This is a genomic window from Actinomyces slackii (assembly GCF_900637295.1).
In the GTDB taxonomy this organism is placed as follows: domain Bacteria; phylum Actinomycetota; class Actinomycetes; order Actinomycetales; family Actinomycetaceae; genus Actinomyces; species Actinomyces slackii.
The window spans coordinates 769,624-791,936 of sequence record NZ_LR134363.1 but is presented as its reverse complement, the minus strand read 5'-3'; the positions used below and the strand labels follow the sequence as shown (position 1 = coordinate 791,936).

16 protein-coding genes are annotated in these 22,313 nt (G+C 69.8%); 6 read left to right on the top strand and 10 right to left on the bottom strand.

Annotation, left to right across the window (positions count from 1 at the left end):
- Positions 1-60 precede the first annotated feature (60 nt).
- Positions 61-1,473 (bottom strand): replicative DNA helicase, encoded by a 1,413-nt coding sequence (gene dnaB, locus EL266_RS03240; protein ID WP_126412449.1) that lies wholly within the window; start codon positions 1,471-1,473, stop codon positions 61-63.
- Between the two features lie 611 nt (positions 1,474-2,084).
- Here dnaB and EL266_RS03235 point away from each other — a divergent pair.
- The gene (locus EL266_RS03235; protein ID WP_408608485.1) at positions 2,085-3,407 is read left to right on the top strand and encodes an MATE family efflux transporter; all 1,323 of its coding nucleotides are present in this window, start codon (positions 2,085-2,087) and stop codon (positions 3,405-3,407) included.
- Between the two features lie 44 nt (positions 3,408-3,451).
- On the opposite strand, the gene EL266_RS13635 is transcribed toward EL266_RS03235, so the two are convergent.
- The 6 genes from EL266_RS13635 to EL266_RS03205 form a co-directional block, all read right to left on the bottom strand.
- Positions 3,452-3,856, bottom strand: a complete 405-nt coding sequence (locus EL266_RS13635) for a hypothetical protein (protein ID WP_232012099.1) — start codon at positions 3,854-3,856, stop codon at positions 3,452-3,454.
- A 1,451-nt stretch (positions 3,857-5,307) separates the two neighbouring features.
- Positions 5,308-5,763: a 50S ribosomal protein L9 gene (gene rplI, locus EL266_RS03225; protein WP_026426344.1), complete on the bottom strand. Its 456-nt coding sequence runs from the start codon at positions 5,761-5,763 to the stop codon at positions 5,308-5,310.
- Between the two features lie 14 nt (positions 5,764-5,777).
- Entirely contained in the window at positions 5,778-6,014 is a 237-nt protein-coding gene (gene rpsR, locus EL266_RS03220; protein ID WP_026426343.1) for a 30S ribosomal protein S18, read from the bottom strand.
- 80 nt (positions 6,015-6,094) lie between these two features.
- On the bottom strand, positions 6,095-6,703 hold the full coding sequence (locus EL266_RS03215) for a single-stranded DNA-binding protein (protein ID WP_026426342.1): 609 nt from the start codon (positions 6,701-6,703) through the stop codon (positions 6,095-6,097).
- Between the two features lie 24 nt (positions 6,704-6,727).
- Positions 6,728-7,015 (bottom strand): 30S ribosomal protein S6, encoded by a 288-nt coding sequence (gene rpsF / locus EL266_RS03210; RefSeq protein ID WP_026426341.1) that lies wholly within the window; start codon positions 7,013-7,015, stop codon positions 6,728-6,730.
- A gap of 386 nt (positions 7,016-7,401) precedes the next feature.
- Positions 7,402-9,828, bottom strand: a complete 2,427-nt coding sequence (locus tag EL266_RS03205; RefSeq protein ID WP_084500461.1) for a transglycosylase domain-containing protein — start codon at positions 9,826-9,828, stop codon at positions 7,402-7,404.
- A gap of 566 nt (positions 9,829-10,394) precedes the next feature.
- On the opposite strand from EL266_RS03205, the gene EL266_RS03200 reads away from it, so the two are divergent.
- The 3 genes from EL266_RS03200 to EL266_RS03190 all read left to right on the top strand — a co-directional run bounded on the left by EL266_RS03200 (position 10,395) and on the right by EL266_RS03190 (position 18,340).
- Positions 10,395-11,759: an anaerobic C4-dicarboxylate transporter gene (locus EL266_RS03200; RefSeq protein ID WP_034514663.1), complete on the top strand. Its 1,365-nt coding sequence runs from the start codon at positions 10,395-10,397 to the stop codon at positions 11,757-11,759.
- Positions 11,760-11,921: 162 nt separating this feature from the next.
- Positions 11,922-15,317 carry a hypothetical protein gene (locus EL266_RS03195; RefSeq protein ID WP_026426339.1) on the top strand — a complete coding sequence of 1,132 codons (3,396 nt, stop codon included), beginning with the start codon at positions 11,922-11,924 and terminating at the stop codon, positions 15,315-15,317.
- Positions 15,318-15,493: 176 nt separating this feature from the next.
- On the top strand, positions 15,494-18,340 hold the full coding sequence (locus EL266_RS03190; protein ID WP_034514623.1) for a cation-translocating P-type ATPase: 2,847 nt from the start codon (positions 15,494-15,496) through the stop codon (positions 18,338-18,340).
- A 138-nt stretch (positions 18,341-18,478) separates the two neighbouring features.
- On the opposite strand, the gene EL266_RS03185 is transcribed toward EL266_RS03190, so the two are convergent.
- Positions 18,479-18,976: a winged helix-turn-helix transcriptional regulator gene (locus EL266_RS03185; RefSeq protein ID WP_084500459.1), complete on the bottom strand. Its 498-nt coding sequence runs from the start codon at positions 18,974-18,976 to the stop codon at positions 18,479-18,481.
- 100 nt (positions 18,977-19,076) lie between these two features.
- Between EL266_RS03185 and EL266_RS03180 the strand changes: the two genes are divergently transcribed.
- On the top strand, positions 19,077-19,709 hold the full coding sequence (locus EL266_RS03180; protein ID WP_026426338.1) for an NAD(P)-dependent oxidoreductase: 633 nt from the start codon (positions 19,077-19,079) through the stop codon (positions 19,707-19,709).
- Positions 19,710-19,819: 110 nt separating this feature from the next.
- Here EL266_RS03180 and EL266_RS03175 read toward each other — a convergent pair whose 3' ends face one another.
- Positions 19,820-20,455 (bottom strand): class I SAM-dependent methyltransferase, encoded by a 636-nt coding sequence (locus EL266_RS03175; RefSeq protein ID WP_026426337.1) that lies wholly within the window; start codon positions 20,453-20,455, stop codon positions 19,820-19,822.
- Positions 20,456-20,705: 250 nt separating this feature from the next.
- Here EL266_RS03175 and EL266_RS03170 point away from each other — a divergent pair, with 250 nt between their 5' ends.
- On the top strand, positions 20,706-21,464 hold the full coding sequence (locus EL266_RS03170; protein ID WP_034514622.1) for a siderophore-interacting protein: 759 nt from the start codon (positions 20,706-20,708) through the stop codon (positions 21,462-21,464).
- A 73-nt stretch (positions 21,465-21,537) separates the two neighbouring features.
- On the opposite strand, the gene EL266_RS03165 is transcribed toward EL266_RS03170, so the two are convergent.
- Positions 21,538-22,272 carry a glutamine amidotransferase gene (locus tag EL266_RS03165; protein ID WP_026426335.1) on the bottom strand — a complete coding sequence of 245 codons (735 nt, stop codon included), beginning with the start codon at positions 22,270-22,272 and terminating at the stop codon, positions 21,538-21,540.
- Positions 22,273-22,313: the final 41 nt, after the last annotated feature.

The window sequence follows — 22,313 nt, the reverse complement described above, 5'->3', positions numbered from 1 at the left end:
GCGCCCCGACGTCGGGCCCGGCGGCCGGCGGGCCGGCAACCGATGGTCGGCGGCCGGCGCCTACTCGTAGGCGGGCTCGGGGACGATGTCGCGGGCCATGTTGGCGAAGCGCGACAGGTGCCCCTGGAAGGCCACCGGAATGGTGCGGGTCTGGCCGTTGCGGTGCTTGGCCACGATGATGTCGGCCTCCCCGGGGCGCTCCTCGGGGTTGTAGTACTCGGGGCGGTGCAGCAGCACGATGATGTCGGCGTCCTGCTCCAGGGAGCCGGACTCGCGCAGGTCGGACATCTGGGGCTTGTTGCCGGTGCGCTGCTCGGGTCCGCGGTTGAGCTGGGCGACGGCGATGACGGGGATCTCCAGTTCCTTGGCCAGGAGCTTGAGCGACCGGGAGAACTCCGAGACCTCCTGCTGGCGGGACTCCACGCGCTTGCCCGAGCTCATGAGCTGGAGGTAGTCGATGACCATGATCCCCAGGTTGTGCTGCTGCTTCATGCGCAGCGCCTTGGAGCGGATCTCCGGCATGGTCAGGTTGGGCGAGTCGTCGATGAACAGGGGCGCGTTGGACACGGGGTTGTAGGCCACGGCCACATCCGTCCAGTCGCGGTCCTCCATCTGGCGCGAGCCGCGGAGCTTGTTCATGTCCACCCCGGACTCGGCGGCCAGGATGCGCATCATGAGCTCCATGCGCCCCATCTCCAGGGAGAAGTAGCAGCTGGTGATGCCGTGGTGGATGGAGGCCGAGCGGCAGAAGTCGACGGCGAGGGTGGACTTGCCCATGGCGGGGCGGGCGGCGACGATGATCATCTGCCCGGCGTGCAGGCCGCCGGTGAGCTCATCGAGCTCCAGGAAGCCGGTGGGCACCCCGGTCATGGCGCCGTTGTCCCGGTTCTGGGCGGCCTCGATCTCCAGGTTGGCCTCGCCCAGGAGCTCGGCGACGGCGACGTAGTCCTCCCTCTCACCCTCGTTGTGGGCCACGGCGTATACCTCGGCCTCGGCCAGGGTGACGAGGTTGTCGATGTCCCCGGCGTCGGTGGAGTAGCCCAGCTGGGTGATGCGGGTGCCGGCCTGGACGAGCCCGCGCATCAGCGCCTTGTCCTTGACGATGCGGGCGTAGTAGCCGGCGTTGGCGGCGGTGGGGACGGTGGCCATGAGGGAGGCCAGGTAGGGGGCGCCGCCGATGCGCTCCAGCTCGCCCCGCTTGGAGAGCTCATCGGCCACGATGAGCGGGTCGGCGGGCTCGGAGCGGTTGTAGATCTCGACGATGGCGCTGAAGATCGACTCGTGGGCGGAGCGGTAGAACTCCGGGCCGCGCAGCACGTCGATGACGTCGGTGATGGCCTCCTTGCTCAGGAGCATGCCGCCCAGGGTGGCCATCTCGGCGTCCAGGTCCTGGGGCGGGAGGCGGTCGAAGGCCGAGTCGTAGCGCGCGTAGCCGCTGTGCTCCGGGCTCTCGGGCTCGTCGGCGCCCTCCATGCCGTCCATCACGCTCCCCTCCCGGTGCCTCGATCCGCGCCGGCCCGACGACGGTCGGCCCTCCTGTTCAGGCCGCGCGGGCGCTTGCGCGCGCGTGACCATAGCGGCTGTTGTCAGGGCGTGCAAACCCTCGACGGCGCACCTCTGGGGATATCCGGCAGATGGCTGTGGATGTGGCCACCTGCCCTGGGGATCTGCCAGGGCTCCCTGTGGATAAGTGTGTGCACAGCGACATCTGATCACACGACCGTCCGCACATGCTCCCTGTCATTCCAGGCAAAACAGCCATCAGGAAATACATAGGACTCTCTCACCAGATCACAACTTAATCTGTGGATAAGTGGGAATCTCTGTGGACAGAGGTGATCCTCGACTTGAGGTTAGGGCGCTTTGTGGGGGTCCTACAGGTCGATCGCCTTCGGTTTTCCCCAGATGCGCCCCCACCTATGAGTGCCAGGCACTTTCGGGCTTATTCTCAGGCTTCATTCAGAGACGTGGTGCGGGCGACATGCCGGTTCCTGTAGGAGTTCCACAGCCGTGTCGCCGGCGCCTCGGGGGTGGTCGGGCTGCTCGTCGCGACACGCCGAGGCCCGTCGGGCACAATTCAGGCCGTGCCCACCGCGCCCCGCAGCCTCAACCGGCAGATCCTCTCCCTGGCCCTGCCGGCCCTGGGGGCACTGGTGGCGGAGCCCCTGTTCGTCCTCATCGACTCGGCGATGGTGGGGCATCTGGGGACGGCGAGCCTGGCGGGGCTGTCCATCGCCTCGACGGTCCTGACCACCGCCGTCGGCCTGTTCGTCTTCCTGGCCTACGCCACCACCGCGACCACGGCGCGGCTCTTCGGGGCCGGGAGGAGGCAGGAGGGGCTGCGCGCCGGCGTCGACGGGATCTGGCTGGCCCTCATCCTGGGCCTGGGGGCCGGTTTGCTGCTGGGCGGTGGGGCCCCGCTCATCGTCTCGGCCCTGGGGGCGCAGGGCGAGGTGGCGGGCGCTGCCATCGCCTACCTGCGCGCATCGGCCCCCGGTATGCCCGGGATGCTCGCGGTCTTCGCCGCGACGGGCGTGCTGCGGGGGCTGCTGGACACGCGCACGCCTTTTATCGTGGCCGCGGCGGGGGCGGCTCTCAACGTTGTCCTCAACGCCGTGCTGCTTTATGGCGTGGGGATGGGGATCGCCGGCTCCGGGGCGGGGACGGCGATTGCCCAGAGTCTCATGGCGGTGGCGCTTGTGGCCCCGGTGATGCGCGCCGCCCGGGCTGAGGGCGTGGGGCTGCGGCCTCGCCGCGCCGGGCTCGGGGCCTCCCTGGGAAGTGGGCTTCCCCTGCTGGTGCGCACTCTCAGCCTGCGGGCGGCGATCCTAACCACGGTGTGGGCGGCGACGGCGCTGGGGCCTGTCCCTCTGGCGGCGCATCAGGTGGCCTTCGCCCTGTGGAGCTTCGCGGCCTTCGCCCTGGATGCCCTGGCGGTGGCGGCGCAGGCACTGGTCGGCACTGCTCTGGGGCGGGCTGATTCCTCCGGAGGGGACGCCCAGGGAGGTCCGGGGATCGGGGCTCTGCTGCGCCGGTGCCTGGCCTGGGGCCTGGGAGCGGGGGCGGGGATCTGCCTGGTCCTGGCGGTGGCCAGCCCGTGGCTGCCGCTGCTGTTCACCTCCGAGTCCGCGGTGGTGGCCGCGGCCATCCCCGTGCTGGTGGTCATGGCCTCGGCGATGCCCCTGGCCGGGGCCGTCTACCTGTTCGACGGCATCCTCATGGGGGCGGGCGATGGCCCCTACCTGGCCCGGGCGGGCCTGATCACGCTCCTGCCCTACGTGCCGCTGGCGCTGGTGGTGGGCATGGGCGCCGGAGGGCTGGTGACCCTGTGGCTGGCCTTCGCCTGGGTGTTCATGGGCGCCCGGGCCCTGACCACCGGCCTACGGGTCCGGGCGTGGATGCGCTGAGCGCTGCCGGGGCGGCTGGACCTTGCCGGGCCCGGGGACCATCGTCATGCCTGTGAGTGCAGCTGGGCCGCCAGGTCGCCGGATCGCAGTGCCCGTTTCACAATGCGCTCGGTAGCCGGGTTCTCACCGGCAGTCGTCCATCGGCGGCACAGGTCAAGGGCCCAGTCGGGGCGGGACTTGGCGGCGTCATTGATCCAGTTCGCCACCGAGTCCTGCACGTAGCGCGAGGGGTCGGCGCGCAGCGGGGTCAGGATCGGCTCGCCGCGCTCGGGGGCCTCCTTGAGGGCGGCGATATGAGTGGCCCAGACGCCGCGGGGCCGCAGTGACTCGCTGGCGAAGCGGCGGATGCGCTCGGAGGGGTCCTGCGTCCAGTCGGCCAGGTGGTCGATGCTGGCATCCAGATCGGACACGAGCGTGGGTCGGGCCGCCATCCACACCCACTCGCGCACCGAGAAGTGCTCGTCGTCCGCCAGGCCCCGCAGCTCCTGAAGCAGCCGAGCGGGTCCGGCACTCGAGCGCGCGGCGATGAGGAAGCAGGCCCACCCCGCACGGTGTCGCTGGGGTGGGAGGCCAGCCGCTCCACCTCGACGACCTGCGGGCGATCAGCCAGGGCCGCCCCGATGCGGGCCATGCGCTTGAGGATGCCCAGGCTCTGGGCGCGGTCGGCCTCGGCGAGAAGGTCATCGTCAGCCTCGGGCACAACAGCGCGCAGCAGCAAGAACTGGTCGATGGCCAGCGCCTCGGTGAGCGTGCGCGCAGGCGCCGTCCCGGCGTTGAGCGCCTCGAGATGCGCCGGGTCGATATCCGCCATGCGCGCCGTGCCTCGACGCCTGCTGCTCGTGGGCATGGCCTCAACCTACCTCGGCCTGCATCTCAGGGGCGGTGTAGGAGCGAGCGCATGCCAATGCTGAGGGGTAGGGACACCAGGGCCGGCACCGTGGGCGGCGGCTCATCACCAGGCGTGCCCTCATAGACCTCCGCCGGGGAGCGAGCGCCCAGCACCGTTAGAACCCTCTGACTCAGGGATGCACGGACCCGGGCGTGAGCCCGTGACGTGCTGCGTGCAGCCTCGCTGCTCCTGAGTGCCTCCGGGCCGCAAGAGCGCCTTCCGGATGGACTGGCTCGCCCGGCTGGGGGCGGCTATGCACATTCATTCATGACCTGGGTCGGGGTGATAGCAGAGGAATCCGCATGATTCTGCGGATTGGCCGCCCAAGCCCCTGGCGCTGCACCATGATGAATGTGCATGAGCGTCGCCGATGCACATTCATCCCTGTCGGAAGAAGCGCCCACGGAGACAGATCGTTGGAATTCCAACGATTCCTCATGCACGCACCCAAGATGAATGTGCAACGCGGGTCCGACCACGCTCCAACCCGACCGCCCGCGGCTACACCGCCGACACTCCCCTTGGCCCGCCAGAGTCATGGCTCGCTGCATGAGGAAGGGGATACCGTCGGTGAGGCGCACCAGTTCAGCGGCGACCTTCGGGGCCGGTTCAAGCCTCGCCCGGAGAGCCCCACCAACCCCGATCCCCGACAGGAGGCTCCGGAGCTGGCTCCTCGGCCTTCGCCAGTGACAGGGCTCCGGGGACACCTGGTTCAGGGTCACCCTTCGTACGTGGCCCACCACGTACACATGTACGTCATCCTCCACGTACATTTCTACGTGCCTGGTCACGTACATCTCGGGCCGCCCAGTGGCCCGGCCCGAGCCGCGGCCTGCTGGCTCATGCGCCGGGGGCGCCGCGCCTTGCCCCAGACACGCGAAACTCGATGCTTGGCGGCGAGCTCGTAGACAGAACTCACCACCAAGCATCGAGCTCGGTGCAGTGCGGGGCCGGCGACGACCAGCCGCGGGCCGGAGCGGGGCAGGCGGTCAGCCGCCCGCCCCCTGGGCCTCAGCGCTCGGCGACGACGTTGACCTCAAGGGGAGCGACGACGTCGGGGTGCAGGCGCACCGAGGCGCTGTGGCGCCCGGTGGACTTGATCGGGGGAACAACCTCGATCTTGCGACGGTCGATGGCCGGGCCATCGGCCTCCTTGACGGCCTCGGCCAGGGCGGCCGTGGTGACCGCGCCGAAGAGGCGGCCGTTGGCGCCGGCGGTGGCCGTCACGGTCACCACGTTCTCCGTCAGCCAGGCGCGGGCCGTCTGGGCCTCCTCCAGGGAGGCGATGGAGCGCTTGCGGCGAGCCTCGGTCATCTGGTCGATCTGCCGCTGGGCCCCCTTGGTCCAGGGCGTGGCCAGCTTGCGGGGCAGGAGGTAGTTGCGGGCGTAGCCGTCCTTGACCTCCACCACATCGCCGGCGGAGCCGAGCTTGGAGACGTCGTGGGTGAGGATGAGCTTGGTGGTCATGTCTCTCCCTCCGATCAGCGAGCCGAGCTCGAGTAGGGCAGCAGGGCCATCTCGCGGGCGTTCTTCACGGCCTTGGCGATCTTGCGCTGCTCCTGGACGGAGACACCGGTGACGCGGCGGGCACGGATCTTGCCGCGGTCGGAGATGAACTTGCGCAGCGTGGCGGTGTCCTTGTAGTCGATGACGCCGACCTTGATGGCCTTGACGGGGCCGATCTTCTTCTTCGGCTTGCGAAGTTGGGGCTTCGCCATAGTGGTACTCCTTGGTCTGAGCGCTCAGGGCGCTCTACGAGATAACGGTGATGATGAGGGGAACGGGGTGCCGCAGCGCCTCAGAAAGGGGGCTCGTCCCCGAAGGAGGTGGAGCCGCCGGTGGCCCAGGGGTCGTCCGGGGCGCCGCCGGCAGGGGCGCTGTAGCCGGGCTGGCCGCCGAAGCCGCCGCCCTGCTGGGGCTGCTGTCCCTGGCCGCCGAAGCCGCCCTGGTTGTAGCCCCCCTGGCCTCCCTGATTGAAGCCGCCCTGAGGCTGGCCCTGGTTGAAACCGCCCTGGTTCTGCCCGCCGAAGCCGCCCTGGCCTCCGCCGGTGCGGGTGACCTGGGCCTTGGCGCGCCGCAGCGAGGGGCCGATCTCATCGACCTGCATCTCCACGACGGTGCGCTGCTCGCCCTCACGGGTGGTGTAGGAGCGCTGCTGGAGACGGCCCTGGGCGATCACGCGCATGCCCTTGGTCAGCGACTCGGCCACGTTCTCCGCGGCGTCGCGCCAGATCGAGCAGCGCATGAACAGGGTCTCGGCGTCCTTCCACTCATTGGTCTGACGGTCGAAGGTCCGCGGCGTCGAGGCGATCGTGAAGGAGGCCACCGCAGCCCCCGACGGGGTGAAGCGCATCTCGGGATCCGCGGTCAGGTTCCCGATGATGGTGATGACAGTGTCTCCGGCCATGGGTCTCTCCGTTCCCGATGGGGCTCAGGCCTCGGGACGCAGCAGCTTGGTGCGCAGGACGGTCTCGTTGAGGCCGAGCTGACGGTCCAGCTCCTGGGCGATCTCGGGCGTGGTGGTCAGATCGGCGACGACGTAGAAGCCCTCGGACTTCTTCTTGATGTCGTAGGCCAGGCGGCGCTTGCCCCAGACATCGACCTTGTCCACGGTGCCCCCGTTGCTGGGGACAACCTGCAGCAGCTTCTCCAGCGACTGGGAGACTGTGCGCTCGTCCGTCTCAGGGTCGAGGATGATCATGATCTCGTAGTGACGCATGCTTGGTACCCACCTCCTCTGGTCTCAAGCGGTCACGGTCTTTCCGTGACAGGAGGGTTGATGCGTGCGCTGCGCTGATGGGCGGATGCCCGACGGCGCAGCCAAGTCGCCACAGTACCGGACACGCCCCATGGCCCGGAAGACGGGGGGTGGGCCGACGACGTGCCATGCGACACGTCGTCGGCCCCTGCGTCGAGGACGAGGATCTGCGTATTGGACGAGGGTTCGCGTCATCCGACTGGGGCTAGCACAGGGGTGAATGACGCAAAGGCTCGTCGTCGACGCAAAGGCTCGTCCGCGCCGCCCCATGGCTCGGAAGACGGGAGGTGGGCCGACGACGTGCCATGCGACACGTCGTCGGCCCACCTCACCGTTGGGGCCCGGCGCTAACCGCCGTTCTGATTCTGGTTCTGCTGGTTCTGGTTCTCCGGCTGGTTCGGCGGATTCGGCACCGGCTGCTGTGGATCAGGCACTTCCGGTTGCGGCTCGATCCCTCCGCCAGGGTTGGTGGGCTGATCGCCCGGTTGAGCGGTGTTGCCGCCTCCGCCCTCCCCAGTCGGCGCCTGCGAAGGCTCGGACGGCGCCTCCTGGGTGGGCGCCTGGGTCGCCTCGGCGGTCGGCTCCTGGGTGGGCTCCGGAGCGATCTCCTGGGTGGGCTCCTGGGTCGCCTGGGGAGCCTGAGTGGAGTAGTCCTCCTCAACCTCTCCCGGCTCGCCGTAGAGCGCGCCGCGAGTGTAGGAGCGGTCCGTGCGCGGGGGGAACTCCTCGATGGGAAGGTCCGCCAGGGCGGTCTCCATGTAGTCGACGAACAGGTCGGCGGGGTAGGTCGAGCCGGTGATCTCGTCGTACTCGCCCCACGGGGTGATGGACTCCTCCTCGCCGTTGGGGCCCGACTGGTAGAGGGTCACCGCCGTGACGACCTGCGGGGTGTACCCGACGAACTGGGCGGACTTGTTGTCCGAGGAGGACCCGGTCTTGGCGGCGACCGGCCGCCCCAGGGCCTGGACCTTGGTCGCGCTGCCGTCGTTGACGACCTGCTGAAGGGCGTAGCTGGTATCAGCCATGACACCCGAGTCGAAGGTCTGCTTGCCCTCGGTAGGGGCCGAGTAGGTCACGGTCCCGTCCGGGCCGGTGACGTTGTTGACGATATGGGTGTCACGGCGCACCCCCTGGGCCGCGAAGGTCGAGTACGCCGAGGCGATGTCGATGGTGTGCGGCGAGGCCGAGCCCAGAACGTTCTGCACGAAGTCATTCATGCCCTGGGTGTCCTCGGGGTATCCGGCACGGATCGCCACCTTGTTGGTCTCCTCGGGCCCCAGGTCCTCGTTGAGCTGGAGGTAGGGGGTGTTGACGGAGTCCTTGGTGGCCTCGATGAGGTTGATCCACCCGAAGGAGGCGTTGCGGAAGTTCTGGAAGGAGTGGCCCGCGATCGTCATCGGCGAGTCGCCCTTGTATCCGTTCGACAGGGTCAGGCCCTGCTCCATGCCGCCCACCAGTGCGAAGGGCTTGTAGGTCGATCCGGCCTGGGCCACGGCGTCCGTGGCGGTGTTGACCTGGTTGATCAGATAGTCAGGGCCGCCGTAGAGCGCCAGGAGGCCCCCGGTCTTGGCATCGACGGAGACCATCGCCACCTTCAGGTTCTCCGAGTAGCCCTCGGGCAGGCTCTGGGCGGTGCTGATGATGGCGTCCTGGTCGGCCTTGTCGATGGTGCTGGTGATGCGCAGTCCGCCGGTGTCGATCTGCTGATCGGTCAGCTTGGCATTCGTCTTGAGCTCGGCGCGCACCATCTGCAGCAGATGGCCGTTGGGCCCGGAGTAGACCTGCTCATTGGCCGGGGTGATGGTCTCGGGGAAGGCCGCCGAGTCGTAGTCGGCCTGGGAGATGTAGCCGTCGGCGAGCAGGTGGTCCATGACTCGCTGCCATCGCTCCTTGGCCTTGTCCGGGTTCTCGGCCGGGTCCCAGGCGCTGGGCGCGGGCAGGATGCCGGCCAGTAGGGCGGCCTCGGAGACGGTCATGTCCTTGGCGGACTTGTCGTAGAAGGCCTGGGCGGCCGCCTCGATGCCGTAGGCGCTGCGCCCGTAGTAGACCGTGTTGAGGTAGGCGCCCAGGATCTGGTCCTTGGACTGCTCCCGGTCGATCTTGATGGCCATGATGGCCTGCTGGAACTTCCCGAAGTACGAGTCCGTGGTGTCCACGTAGTAGTTCTTCACGTACTGCTGGGTCAGCGTCGAGGCGCCCTGGGTGTCACCGCCGCGCAGGTTGTTCCACAGCGCGCGGACGATGCCCTTGGGGTCCACGCCGTTGTTGGTGTAGAAGCTGCGGTCCTCCGAGGCCACGATGGACTGGCCCACGTAGTCGGGCAGGGTGGTGCTGTCCACGATGGTGCGGTCGATCTCGGCGAACTCGCCCATGACCGTGGTGCCGTCGGCGTAGTAGACGGTGGTGGTCTGGGCCTGGGCGAACTCGGAGGGATCGGGGACCTTGATGGTGGAGTAGGCGTAGGCGAACAGCCCGATGACGGCCAGGACGCCCATGAGGAAGCAGCCCAGCACGAAGCGCCAGCTGGGGATCCACCGGTGGATGGGGCCCTTGCCCGCACGGGGGTAGTTGAAGACGCGACGCCAGCCCGTGCGCTTGCTCGCCGCAGAGGCCTTGCCGCTCGCGCTCTTCGAGGTGGCACGAGGTTTCTTGGGAGGCTTAACGGAAGCCTGCCTCCCGGCGCTCAGCGCCTGGGAGAGCTTGCTGCCTCCAGGGCGGGGAACTCCCTGGTTCGTCCTGTGAGCCACGCGCTCCTCGTTTCGGTTGACTGTCATGACGGGCGGCAACGGCAAAGGTTGCCAATCTGTTGCCCAGTATGGCCGGACCTGGGGGCTGATGGATAGCGGGAGATTTCTGGGAAGCCGCCATGTGACCGGGAAGGCACCCGGCCGGCACCGGCCTCTGGCGCCCATGACCACCGGGCGCAAGAGGCGGCAGCGCAGGCCAAGGCCCGACCGCCATCCGCACCCGGCGCGCCCCCGAGGCGGCCCCGCCCCGAATACAGGCGTGAGCAAGGAGGCACCTCTATGACCAAGGCCTCCCCCACATGCCCGGACCTCCCGCGGGCGGGGCGGCGGGGTGGCTTTGGGCGGCGAGGCCTCCCACCCCATGAACCAGGCGGCCCCGTGGGGGCAGGAACCGGAGGGCTCAGGCCGCCTCGCCGTCGGGCACCGGATCCGCCCACGGGCCCAAAGCCCCAGACATCAGACGACCGCAGGCCCAGAGACCACCACCCCTGCAATCCCATGCCGTAAAACTACTGTGGCCATCGCCTCACCCATCTAACGTGGGAGTACGCACCACGGCGGTGCTCAGCCCGCCACCGTCCCGCCCCTGGAGGCTGCCCGTGGACGCCGTCATCATCATCCTCCAAGTCACCATCATCCTTGCCTGCCTCGTCTTCGGAGCGAAGAAGGGCGGGATGGCACTGGGCCTCATCGCAGGGATCGGCCTGGTCCTCCTCGTCTTCGTCTTCCGCCTGGAGCCGGGGGAGCCGCCCGTCTCCGTCATCCTGACCATCCTGGCCGTCATCGGCTGCGCCGCAACGCTGCAGCAGTCAGGAGGCCTTGACGTCATGATGCAGGCGGCCGAGCGCCTGCTCCGCCGCCATCCCGAGCAGGTGACCATCCTGGGCCCACTCGTCACCTGGACCCTGACCGTCCTGTGCGGCACCGGGCATGTGGTCTACACCATGCTGCCGATCATCGCCGACATCGCCATCAAGAAGGATATCCGCCCCGAGAGGCCCATGGCCGCCTCCTCCGTGGCCGCCCAGATGGGGGTCACGGCCTCACCGGTCTCCGTGGCCACCGTCTCGGTGGTGTCCATCATCGCGGAGAACACGGACAAGAACTGGTCAGTCCCCCAGATCCTCATGATCTCCATGCCAGCATCCCTGGCCGGCGTGCTGCTGGCGGCCCTGTGGTCCATGCACCGGGGCAAGGACCTGGACAAGGACGAGGACTTCCAGCGCCGCCTGGCCGACCCGGAGTTCAAGGCGAATGTCTACTCCGGATCCACCACCCTCATCGGCAAGGTGTTCCCGGCCGAGGCCTACCGGGCCACCTCGATCTTCCTGGGGGCGATCGCCGTGGTCGTCGTCCTGGGCGCCGTCGAGGCCCTGCGCCCCGCCTTCCCCGATCCGGAGACCAATGAGATCGAACCGCTGAGCATGAACCTGGCCATTCAGATCGTCATGCTCGCCGCGGGAGCGCTCATCCTGCTGACCTGCAAGGTCAACGCCGGGAAGATCGCCTCCACCGCCGTGTTCAAATCCGGTGCCACCGCCATGTTCTCGATCTTCGGAGTGGCCTGGATGACCGAGACCGTGGTGCACGCCCACCTTGACTCCCTCGAGAAGGGGCTGACCAGCGTCCTGGCCGATCACGTGTGGATGTACGCCATCGTGCTGTTCATCATCGGCAAGCTCGTCAACTCCCAGGCAGCCGGACTGCTTGTCGTCGCGCCGATGGCCCTGTCCCTGGGAGTCGACCCGGTCATCGTCATCGGCTTCATCGGAGCCTCCTACGGGTACTTCATCCTGCCCACCTACCCCTCAGACCTGGCCGCGATCGGATTCGACCCCACCGGCACCACGCGCATCGGCAAGTACATCATCAACCACTCCTTCCTGGTCCCCGGCTTCATCGGCGTCATCACCTCCTGCCTGGTGGGCACCGTCCTGGCCCAGCTGCTCCTGGCCTGAGCCGGTCGCCGACGCCGTCACGAGTCCGTCGCGCGCTGCCCGGCGCCCCCATGCCGGACTCGTGGTGGCGGGGCCCGGGGCGGCGGGGCGGCAGGGCGGCGAGGCCCGGGGCACCAGGAGCGTGACAGGCAGGTGTCGTGGCCTGCCACTAGGCTCGGGCCCATGAACACAGCCGCGGCCACGACCTCTGCCATCGCACTGCGCCTGGAGCTGCTGGGGCTACCCGCCCCCGCTGACGCCATCCAGGATGAGACCGACCGCCTCTTGTCCCCCATCGTCGCCCGCCAGCGCGAGCTCTCGCGCCGCCTGGCCCACCGGCCCTGCGCCACCGACAAGCGTATCCAGGCCTTCCTCGACTCCTACCTGGAAGACGCCCCCGTCGCCCCGACCCTGCCCCACACCACCTTCGTCCTGGACCAGCCCGGCCTGGCCCGCGCCCTGTCCCTTCCGGTTGGCGCCTCCAGCTTCGAGTCCGACTACGTGTCCAGCTACCGCGTGCAGGGCGGCGTCCTGCACAACCCCCGCAATGACCGGCGCACCACGGCCGGCGTCTTCCACGTGGCCGAGGGCGGCCTGCCCATCCCGGACGACAAGGCCGCCGTGCCACGCGACGTGTTCGCCCGCCTCCTGGACCACGCCCTCCAGGCCCCCGAGGGCCTCATGACCCTGCCCTGGGGCGCCGAGCAGCCCGAGCCCGCCCGCACCTGGGCCTCCCTGCTGCTGCGCCCCGTCGTCGTCCCCGAGGTTCCCGGCTACTCCACCGCCCGCAGCATGGAGATCCGCTTCATCGCACCGGGCGGACTGGTCTCCAACCTGGACTTCGTCGAGGGGATCTTCGGCAATGGCGGGGACCCCTACCTGCCGGAGAACGACGCCTCCCTGGCCCCCGAGTCCTGGACGGGGCACACCGGCTGCGTCATCCTGGCCCCCCACCTGACCGGCCTGACCAAGAAGGAGCTGGGCCTGCCCAGCTGGGATGAGGCCACCGAGCGCCAGCGCCGCGACGGCATGTGCTACCGCAGCGAGGACGAGCGCTACAACAACGGCCAGGCCTTCAAGTGCTGCGCCCGCGACCAGCGCGGCGTCGTGGTGACCATCATCGCGGACAACTACTTCGGCTACTGCAAGAAGGAGGTCAAGACCCAGATCGGGTACTCGGCCAACCTCTTCGGCTGCGTGGAGGAGGAGCACGCCGGCGGCGCCATCGCCCTGCCCCGCTACAACCTCGGCCAGGAGTACACCGAGAAGCACACGCCCGCCGAGGCCACGGTGGCCGGCGCCGTCGAGCTGGGGGCGGGCCGCTTCCAGGCCCAGCCCGAGGGCCACGCCGTCGACCTGAGCGACGACTCCATCATCATCGTGCCCGGCGGCGCCCACTACTCCATGCGCAGCCAGACGGTCACCTGGCAGGGCCCCGAGGGCCCCCACTCCATCCCCCTGCTGGCCGGCCGCACCTACGTGACCCCCAGCGGCTACCGCATCCACGCCAAGCACCGCGAGGGCGAGCCCACCCAGTGGCACCTGGTGGGCACCGCCCCCTGGGCCACCCACGCCCACAAGCCGGCCACGGTCTCCGGCGGCGGGAAGTCGGAGATCTCCAAGTCCCTCCTGGACGCCTTCGTCCACGGCGAGGCCTACATCGGGGATGTCGAGGCCGACCTCGACGCCGTCCAGGCCCTTCTGGACCGCGACTACTCCGAGCGCTTCGCCCAGGCCGAGGCCAATGGCAAGGACCACCGCCCGATCCTGTCCGAGGATCGCTCCCTGGGCAGCGTCATCAAGCTCTTCACCCCCTCCTCGGCCTTCAACGAGGACCACAACGCCTTCCTGGGGCGCATCCCCGCCCACATCAAGGAACTGGTCTTCACGGTCAAGCGCTACTACCAGCCCTCCTGGGGCACGCGCTGGCGCAACCACTTCTCCGTGGGCCTCATCAACGGGCGCCAGGGCAACTCCCTGCGCCTGGACGGGGAGGTCGTCAAGGTCAACATGCTGCGCGTGGGCTTCGAGGCCGACGGCTCCTGGCGACTGCTGTCCCTGCGCCCGGACTTCTCCCCGGCCGCCAAGGTCCAGACCGAGGATGACATCACCGCCTCCATCACCGTGCCGGGCAACCTGCGCGCCACGGCCGGGGCCTCGGTGTCGCGCAAGTTCGTGACCAACTGCGAGCGCCTGCTCTTCCAGCGGCCCGACGACGCCATCGTGCGCGGATACGACAAGCAGACCGAGGCGGACATGGCCCAGCCCCCCGCCGAGGGCGTGTTCATCTCCAACTTCGAGCCGCTCACGCCCGCCGATGCGCGCGCCATGATCGACGACGCCCCGGGCCTGGCCCGCTTCACCGCCCCCATGCAGGACCTGGTGCGCCGTGCCGCCCAGGCAGAGGAGGGCAGCTTCTGGGTCTCCTCGGCCAACCCCCGACTGGTCGACGGCGTCCCCTCGAAGAACCCCCGCTACCTCCAGGTCCGCCCGGATCTGGCCCAGCCGCGGGAGGCGGCCCTGACCTCCCTGTCCACCCACCTCTACCACGCGATGCCGCTGGGCGAGCCGCTGCGCCACTACGTCGACGTCGTGGCCGCCGGGCGCCGCAACAACCCGCCGGAGGACGGCGTGCCGCCGCTGTGCGCCTACAACCCGCTGCACTACATGGAGCTGCCCGAGCTGTTCATGGAGTTCATCTCCTCCATGACCGGCAAGTCGCCCTCCACCACCGGGGCGGGATCCGAGGGCGCGCTGACCAAGGCCCCCTTCAACGCGCTGCCGGCCATCTACGACCTCAACGCGGCCCTGCTGTCCTACGCCCTGGGGGGCTATGACGGCTGGCTGTCCTCTGCGGGGTACATCGGCCCCAAGGTCAAGGTGGCCCACGACATCTCCCTGCTCATCCCCGAGATCTTCTCGCGCATGAGCCCCGAGGAGCGCGACGCCGGGGCCCTCATCCGCCACGGCTTCCTGGAGAGGATGGAGGACTTCACCCACGAGGGGCGCACCATCGAGGCCTCCCGCCTGGGCTACCGCATGAACCAGGCCTTCGCCTCGACCTTCTTCGGCCGCATCTTCCTGCACCCCGATGTGGTCTTCACCGAGGAGATGCTGCGCCCCGAGCTGCAGGACCCGGAGGTCTTCGCCACCTCGGTGGAGGTCATCGTCACCACGCACAAGGCGGTGGCCGAGCACTACCGGGCCGACGGCTCCCTGGAGTGGGCGGTCCCGCCGCTGCGCGCCCTGCTGGAGATCATGATGGACGGCACCAGCCGCGAGGGCTGGACCCTGGCCGATCCGCAGTTCCGCGCCCTGTTCGAGCGCGAGGCCATCCTGGCCTCGGACTGGTACGCGGCCCGCCTGGATGCCAAGGTGACCCGGGACGCCCGTCAGGCCCACCAGGCCATCGAGGACCTGACCCGCTTCAACACCACCGAGCACAATGAGGAGGCGGCCGCGCGCCTGGACATCGAGGGCCGTCTGGCCGCCGCCCGCGCCTGGCTGGACGAGGTCACCTCCCCGGCCTACCGCGAGCACCTGGTGGGGACCCTGGGCCTCCAGCCCGATCTGGCCTGATCTGGCCCGAGACGCGGTCCGCGCGGCGGCTCGCAGGGCTCACCGGCCGAGCATGGCGCTGGGGGCTGAGCACGGGGTGCGACCCGTGCTCAGCCCCCAGCGCCGTCCTGTGAACCCCGCCCCAGGCGGGCCCGCGGGATTGCGGGCCCGCGCGCAGGGCTGCTGGGATTGCGCCTATGCCCATCACGGATACGCAGGCCGACCGCACGGCCCCCTACGCCCGCCCGGCCGAGGACGTCGCCGCCGAGCTCTCCACCGACCCCGCCGTCGGGCTGAGCCCCGCCGAGGCAGCGCGCCTCCTGGAGGAGGGCGGGCCCAACGAGCTGCCCTCCAAGCCGCCCGTGCCCGCCTGGAAGCGCTTCATCGCGCAGTTCAACGACCCCCTGGTCTTCCTGCTGCTGGGTGCGATCGTCATCTCCGCCATCGCCTGGGTCCTGGAGGGCGCCCACGGGGCGCCGGTGGACTCCATCGTCATCCTGGCCGTGGTCACCCTCAACGCGATCCTGGGCTTCGTCCAGGAGAACAAGGCGGCCGACGCCGTCGCCGCCCTGTCGGAGATGACCCGGGCCACCTCCACGGTGCTGCGCGACGGCTCCCGCGTCGTCGTGCCCTCCTCCGAGCTGGTCGTCGGCGACATCCTCGTCCTGGGCGAGGGCGACCAGGTCGGCGCCGACGCCCGCCTGCTGTCAGCCGCCGCCCTGCGCGTGGTCGAGTCCTCCCTGACCGGCGAGGCCGACGCCGTGACCAAGACCGCCGAGGCCGTGGGCCCCGGCACCGACCTGGCCGACCGCACCTGCATGGTCTACCGCGGCACCTCCGTGGCCCAGGGGACCGGCAGGGCCATCGTCGTGGCCACCGGCGGGGACACCGAGATGGGCGCCATCGCCAGGATGCTCGACGCCGTCGAGGAGGAGGCCACCCCGCTCCAGGAGGAGATCCACCAGATCTCCAAGATGCTGGGGATCATCGTGGTCGTCATTGCCGTGGTCGTGGTGGGCACCCTGCTGGCCATGGCCGAGGAGCGCAGCGCCGAGACCATCATCCACGCCCTCCTGCTGGGGGTCTCCCTGGCCGTGGCCGCCGTGCCCGAGGGCCTGCCCGCGATCCTGTCGGTGGTCCTGGCCCTGGGGGTCCAGCGCATGGCCCTGCACAAGGCCGTGGTCAAGAAGCTCACCAGCGTCGAGACCCTGGGATCGGCCTCGGTCATCTGCTCGGACAAGACCGGCACCCTGACCCGATCGGAGATGACCATCCAGGAGGTGGTCACCGCCTCGGGCCTGGCCGTGGTCACCGGGATCGGCTACAAGCCCGAGGGCGACGTGGCCCCTGACGCCGACCGCGACGGCCAGCCCGACGTCGATCCCCTCGCCGGCGGCCTGGCCGACGAGGTCACCGTGGTCCTCTCCGGGGGCGCCCTGGCCTCCGACGCCGAGCTGAGCGTGACTGACGACGTGTGGAGCGTCGTCGGCGATCCCACCGAGGGCGCCTTCCTCGTGGCCGAGAAGAAGCTGGGCACCGACGGGCACCGCGAGGAGCGCTTCGCCCGCGCCGGCGAGGTCCCCTTCACCTCTGACCGCAAGATGATGTCCGTCCTGCACACCGACACCAAGCACGGCATGATCATCGTGTCCAAGGGCGCCCCCGATGTCCTCATGGAGCATTGCGCCCAGGTGCGCGTCGACGGCACTGCGCAGGAGCTGACCGAGGCGATCCGCGGGCACTTCACCGAGCACATCGCCGACATGTCCGGCCGCGCCCTGCGCACCCTGGGCGTGGCCTACCGGGTGCTCGACGAGGCCGAGGCGGACCGTGTGAGGGCCGAGGGCGCCGACGCCGACTTCTCCGACATGGAGCGCGACCTGGTCATGGCCGGGGTCGTGGGCATCATCGACCCGCCGCGGCCCGAGGCCGCCACCGCCGTGGCCGAGGCCCACCGGGCCGGGGTGCGCGTCCTGATGATCACCGGCGACCACCCCGCCACCGCCGGGCGGATCGCCGCCGACCTGGGCATCGCTGAGCGCGGCGCCCGCGTGGTCACCGGCCGCGAGCTGACCGAGATGGATGACGACTCCCTGAGCGCCGCCGTGGCCGAGGCCAGCGTGTACGCGCGCGTGGCCCCCGAGCACAAGATGCGGATCGTCCACGCCCTGAAGTCCCAGGGCCACACCGTCTCGATGACCGGTGACGGCGTCAACGACGCCCCCGCCCTGCGCGCCGCCGACATCGGTGTGGCCATGGGCATCACCGGCACGCAGGTGACCAAGGAGGCCGCCACGATGGTGCTGGCCGACGACAACTTCGCCACCATCGTCCGAGCGGTGGGCGAGGGCCGGCGCATCTTCGACAACATCAAGAAGTTCCTGCGCTTCCTGCTGTCCTCCAACATGGGCGAGGTGCTCACGGTCTTCGGCGGCGTGGTGCTCGCCGGGGTGATCGGCCTGTCCGGGCACTCCGAGACCGGTGTGGTCCTGCCCCTGGTGGCCACCCAGATCCTGTGGATCAACCTGGTCACCGACTCCGGGCCGGCCCTGGCCATGGGCGTGGACCCGAGTGTGGAGGACGTCATGGGCCGCCCGCCGCGCAAGCCCACCGATCGCGTGGTGGACGGCGCCATGTGGGGCGGGGTCCTGCTGGTGGGAGCGGTGATGGCCTTCTCGACGCTGACCACCCTGGACATCTTCCTGCCCGGCGGCCTCATCGAGATCGGGGTGTCCACGGATGACCTCGACACCGCGCGCACCGCGGCCTTCACCACGCTGGTCTTCGCCCAGCTGTTCAACACCTTCAACGCGCGCTCCCAGACGGTGAGCGCCTTCAGCCACATGTTCGTCAACAAGTGGCTGTGGGGGTCGATCGCCCTGGCCGTCGTTCTGCAGATCGCCGTGGTGGAGGTGCCCTTCCTGCAGACGGCCTTCTCCACCTCCTCGCTGGACGCCGCCCACTGGATGGTGGTCGTGGCCATGGCCTCGCTGGTGCTGTGGGTCGATGAGATCCGCAAGCTGATCCTGCGCGCCCGCGGCTGAGGCCCGGGAGCTCGCCCTTCGCGCCGAGCCGGATCATGGCGAGGTCCGGGTTGCACATTCATCCTTGCGCGGTGCTAGAGGCCTGGGAACCAGATCCGCAGAATCATGCGGATTCCCACGTTGGCACTCCGACGCGGGTCATGAATGAATGTGCAACACCGGCCCCATCGGGCGATCCGCACCGGCCTCGGCGGCGTCGGTATCCGCGCCCTCCGTGGCGGTGGGCGCGGAGTCATAGGTCTCGCGGGCGTTGAGAACCTCATGGGTGTGCTCCTGGGCCCACACGCGCAGAACCTCCATGGGCCTGGCAAGGGTGGCGCCCAGAGCGGTGAGCTCGTAGTCGACGCGGGGCGGCACGCCGCCGGTGGCGCGGCGGCTCAGCAGGCCGTCGCGCTCCATCGAGCGCAGGGTCTGGGTGAGCACCTTGGGCGTGACACCGCCCACGCGCTGGCGCAGCTCTCCGAATCTCAGCGCCCCGTCCTGCAGGGCGACAACCACCAGCGGTGTCCAGCGATCCACCACATGGCGCAGCACCGTGCGCGAGGGGCAGTGCGGGGACAGGACATCGAAGTCGACAAGCGGCTCACTCCGCTCGGCTTCAGTGGGCTCAGTGGACGCAGTCGTGCCAGTGCTCACAACCCCTCCTTAGTATGCTTGAGGTACCTAGTATGCAAAGAATAGCATGAGAGCATCTCGCCCCGAACCTCGGGGCGCCATTGAATCCTGAGGAGGAGTCATGAGGATCGCCGTCATCGGAGGCACCGGAATGATCGGCTCGCGCACTGTGGCCGAGGCGGCCGCGCGGGGCCACGAGGTCACCAGCGCCAGCCGCTCGGGCCGTCCCGCCGAGGGAGCCGCCCGGGACGTCACCGTGCCGCTGGCCGATGTGGCAGAGGTGCGCTCCCTGCTGGCCGACAACGACGTCGTCATCATCACCACCTCCCCGGATCGCAGCGGCGGGCCGGTCCAGCCCACGATCGACGAGCACCGGGCGCTGGTGGACTCCCTGAGCGCCGAGCCGGTGGGGCGCCTGGTGGTGGTCGGCGGCGCCGGCGCCCTGGAGACCGAGCCCGGCTCGGGTCTGCTCATCAAGGACGCCCCCGGATTCCCCGCGGAGATCTACCCCGAGGCCAACGCCTACGCCCAGATCCTGGAGCTCTACCGCGCCGCCGGGAACGCCTTCGCCTGGAGCATCGTGGCGCCCGCGCCGGAGATCGGTCCCGGCAAGCGCACCGGCACCTACGAGCAGGCAACCGACTCCCCCGCCGGCCCGCGCGTCTCCGCCGAGGACATGGCCGTCGCCCTGATCGACGAAGCGGAGGCCGACACCCACCGCGGCACCCGCTGGACCGTGGCCTCCCAGGGCTGAGCCGCTGGTCTATTCCGCCGAGGTAGACATTTCCCGCCGAGGTAGACGCATTCACCGTCTATCTCGGCGGGACATGTCTACCTCGGCGCAGGCCCCACCAGCGCCGGTGCTTACGCGGATGCGCGGCCGCCGGGCTTGCGCAGGCACAGCACGGCGTCGGCGCGGCGGCCGGCCTGCCCCTGGGGCCCGGTGGCCTCGCGCCAGCGCTCCTCGGCGACGGCCACCTCCCAGCGGGCGGCGCCGCCGATCTCCGCCAGGAGGCCGGAGGCGGTGTAGGTGCGGGCGTGATGGGTGTGCCAGGGCGGGTTGACCGAGTGGACGGCGACCAGAAGGCGCCCGCCGTCGGTCAGGCGCGCGGCGGCACTGGTCAGCAGTGCGCCCAAGGACAGCCCGCCCTCCTCGGGGCCGCCGTGGACGTAGAAGCAGGTGACCAGGTCGAAAGGCCCCTGCGGAAGCCCCGCCGCCACATCCTGGGCTCGGGCGGTGATCCGCTCGCCCAGGCCTCGCCGCTCGGCCTCCCTGAGCAGTCGCTCGACGGCGGTGGCCGACAGATCCACCCCCGTGACCCGCCATCCGCGCTCGGCGAGCCAGAGGGCGTCGGCGCCCTCGCCGCAGCCGATCTCCAAGGCGGTTCCGGGGTCCCATGCGGCGGCCAGTTCGGGCAGCCACTCGTTGGGATGCCCGGACCAGAGCCGGTCGACCGAGGCGTACCGCTCCTCCCAGTGCTGTGCATGCTGGTTCGTCATGGCCGGAGCCTATCCGCGCCGCCGGCCCCGGAGTCCTACCCCGCCGGCCCACCCCGCCGAGGTCGACGTTGTCCGCCGACGTAGACGCATTCACCGTCTATCTTGGCGGGACATGTCTGCCTCGGCGCAGACCCCACCAGCGCCGGTGCCTGCGCGAGCAGCGCATCCGTCCCTCGCGCTCACCGATACGAGTGATGCAGATAAGGTATGCCTTACATACCAGTGGCGAAGCGAATGGAGGAGCGCTGAGATGGGCCGGGGATTCCAGGGGGCAGTGCTCAAGATGCTGCGCGCCCCCGAGCACGAGCTCGCCATCATCAAGGCCCGCGAAGCGCCCCCTTACACCGAGTTGACCGTCCAATGCCCAAGCCTCCTGGGTCCGGGCACAAACCTGCCTCCCACCTCCTGGGTTCGGATGTGGATCCCGGAGGGCGGTCGCGAGCACCAGCGCGCCTACACCCTCACCTGCTTGGACCGCGAGGCGGCCACTGCGCAGATCCTCGTGCTGCACCATGATCCCGCTGGCCCCGCCTCGCGATGGGCGCTCCGTGCGGAGCCGGGCAGCAGCGTGTCCGTCCAACTACTGGGCGGGACCAGCTACCGGACCCCGGCCGACGGCGACCGCATGCTGCTGGTGGGCGACCTCGCCTCGGCGCCGGCCATCGCTGAGGCCGTGGAGGCCGCTCCCCCGGGGTGCACCGTCGAGGTCGTCATGCTGGCGCATGCCGACGACTGGCTGCCGCGCGCCAGCCGCCCCCATCGTATGAGCCTGGTGGATCCCGAGGCGGCTGAGGCCGTGGTGCTCGAGGAGGTCGATGGGGCGATCGGAGCCACCGCACGGGGCGGAGCCCCTGATTGGACCTGGGTGGCGCTTGAGATGAGGCTGAACCGCGCGGTGCGCCGTCATCTGGTGTCGTCGGGGCTGGAGCGCCGATCCATCCAGCATCAGGCCTACTGGGTGCGCGGTCGGGCCATGGGCACGACGTCCTCCGCCTCGTCGCCGAGGTAGACGTTGTCCGCCGAGGTAGACGCATTCACCGTCTATCTCGGCGGGACATGTCTACCTCGGCGGGAAGCGAACCTCAGGGAGCGGCGTGAACCGCCACGAAGTTCTCCAGGATCCTCCACGACGGCGAGACGTCCTGGGTGCGCACCCGCGCCTGGAGAGCCTCCAGCTCATCGTTCTCGAAGTACCCGTGGCCCGCGTAGAAGGCCAGTCGGTGAGCCAGGTAGTCGCCATCGAGCTCGGGATGGAACTGGGTGGCGTACAGATTGCGGCGCACGCGGAAGATCTGGACCGGGCAGACCTCGCCCCGGCCCAGAAGCACCGCCGTCCTGGGCATCACCGTGACCCCCTCCTTGTGGGCCACGAAAGCCGGGAAGGCCTGCGGCAGTCCCGCGCAGACCGGGTCGGCGATCCCCTCCGGCGTCAGGGTCACCGTCGCGGCGCCGACCTCCTCGCGGTAGGTCGTGTCCACGACCGCGCCCTGATGGCAGGCCAGAGTCCCCACCCCGTAGCACGCCCCCAGGAAGGGGAAGTCCTGCTCCACCAGCCGATCCAGGAGCCCACTGAGCTCGGCCTCGACGCGCAGCTGAACCGGCGACTTGGCCTCGGGCGGCGTGGAGGCGTTGAAGGGCGAGCCGCCCACCAGGATGCCCGACCACTCCTGGAGATCCAGGTCGGGCAGTGGCGCGGACTCGAGCCGATGGCGCACCAGGGTGGACTCATCCAGTCCGGTGCGCAGCAGGAAGGCCTCGTACTCCGCGTCGGCGGGCTCGTCGTCGTCGCGGGTGGCCAGGAACAGGAAGGGCTTCACAGCGGTGACCCTATCGGGCCGACAGCCCGAATAGCGCGCGG

Excerpts from the sequence above, each read along its gene's own strand:
- EL266_RS03190 (WP_034514623.1), top strand. The coding sequence starts at position 15,494 with ATGCCCATCACGGATACGCAGGCCGACCGCACGGCCCCCTACGCCCGC.
- rpsF (WP_026426341.1), bottom strand. The coding sequence starts at position 7,015 with ATGCGTCACTACGAGATCATGATCATCCTCGACCCTGAGACGGACGAG.
- EL266_RS03195 (WP_026426339.1), top strand. The coding sequence starts at position 11,922 with ATGAACACAGCCGCGGCCACGACCTCTGCCATCGCACTGCGCCTGGAG.
- EL266_RS03215 (WP_026426342.1), bottom strand. The coding sequence starts at position 6,703 with ATGGCCGGAGACACTGTCATCACCATCATCGGGAACCTGACCGCGGAT.
- EL266_RS03180 (WP_026426338.1), top strand. The coding sequence starts at position 19,077 with ATGAGGATCGCCGTCATCGGAGGCACCGGAATGATCGGCTCGCGCACT.
- EL266_RS03170 (WP_034514622.1), top strand. The coding sequence starts at position 20,706 with ATGGGCCGGGGATTCCAGGGGGCAGTGCTCAAGATGCTGCGCGCCCCC.
- EL266_RS03175 (WP_026426337.1), bottom strand. The coding sequence starts at position 20,455 with ATGACGAACCAGCATGCACAGCACTGGGAGGAGCGGTACGCCTCGGTC.
- rplI (WP_026426344.1), bottom strand. The coding sequence starts at position 5,763 with ATGACCACCAAGCTCATCCTCACCCACGACGTCTCCAAGCTCGGCTCC.
- EL266_RS03205 (WP_084500461.1), bottom strand. The coding sequence starts at position 9,828 with ATGACAGTCAACCGAAACGAGGAGCGCGTGGCTCACAGGACGAACCAG.
- dnaB (WP_126412449.1), bottom strand. The coding sequence starts at position 1,473 with ATGGAGGGCGCCGACGAGCCCGAGAGCCCGGAGCACAGCGGCTACGCG.
- rpsR (WP_026426343.1), bottom strand. The coding sequence starts at position 6,014 with ATGGCGAAGCCCCAACTTCGCAAGCCGAAGAAGAAGATCGGCCCCGTC.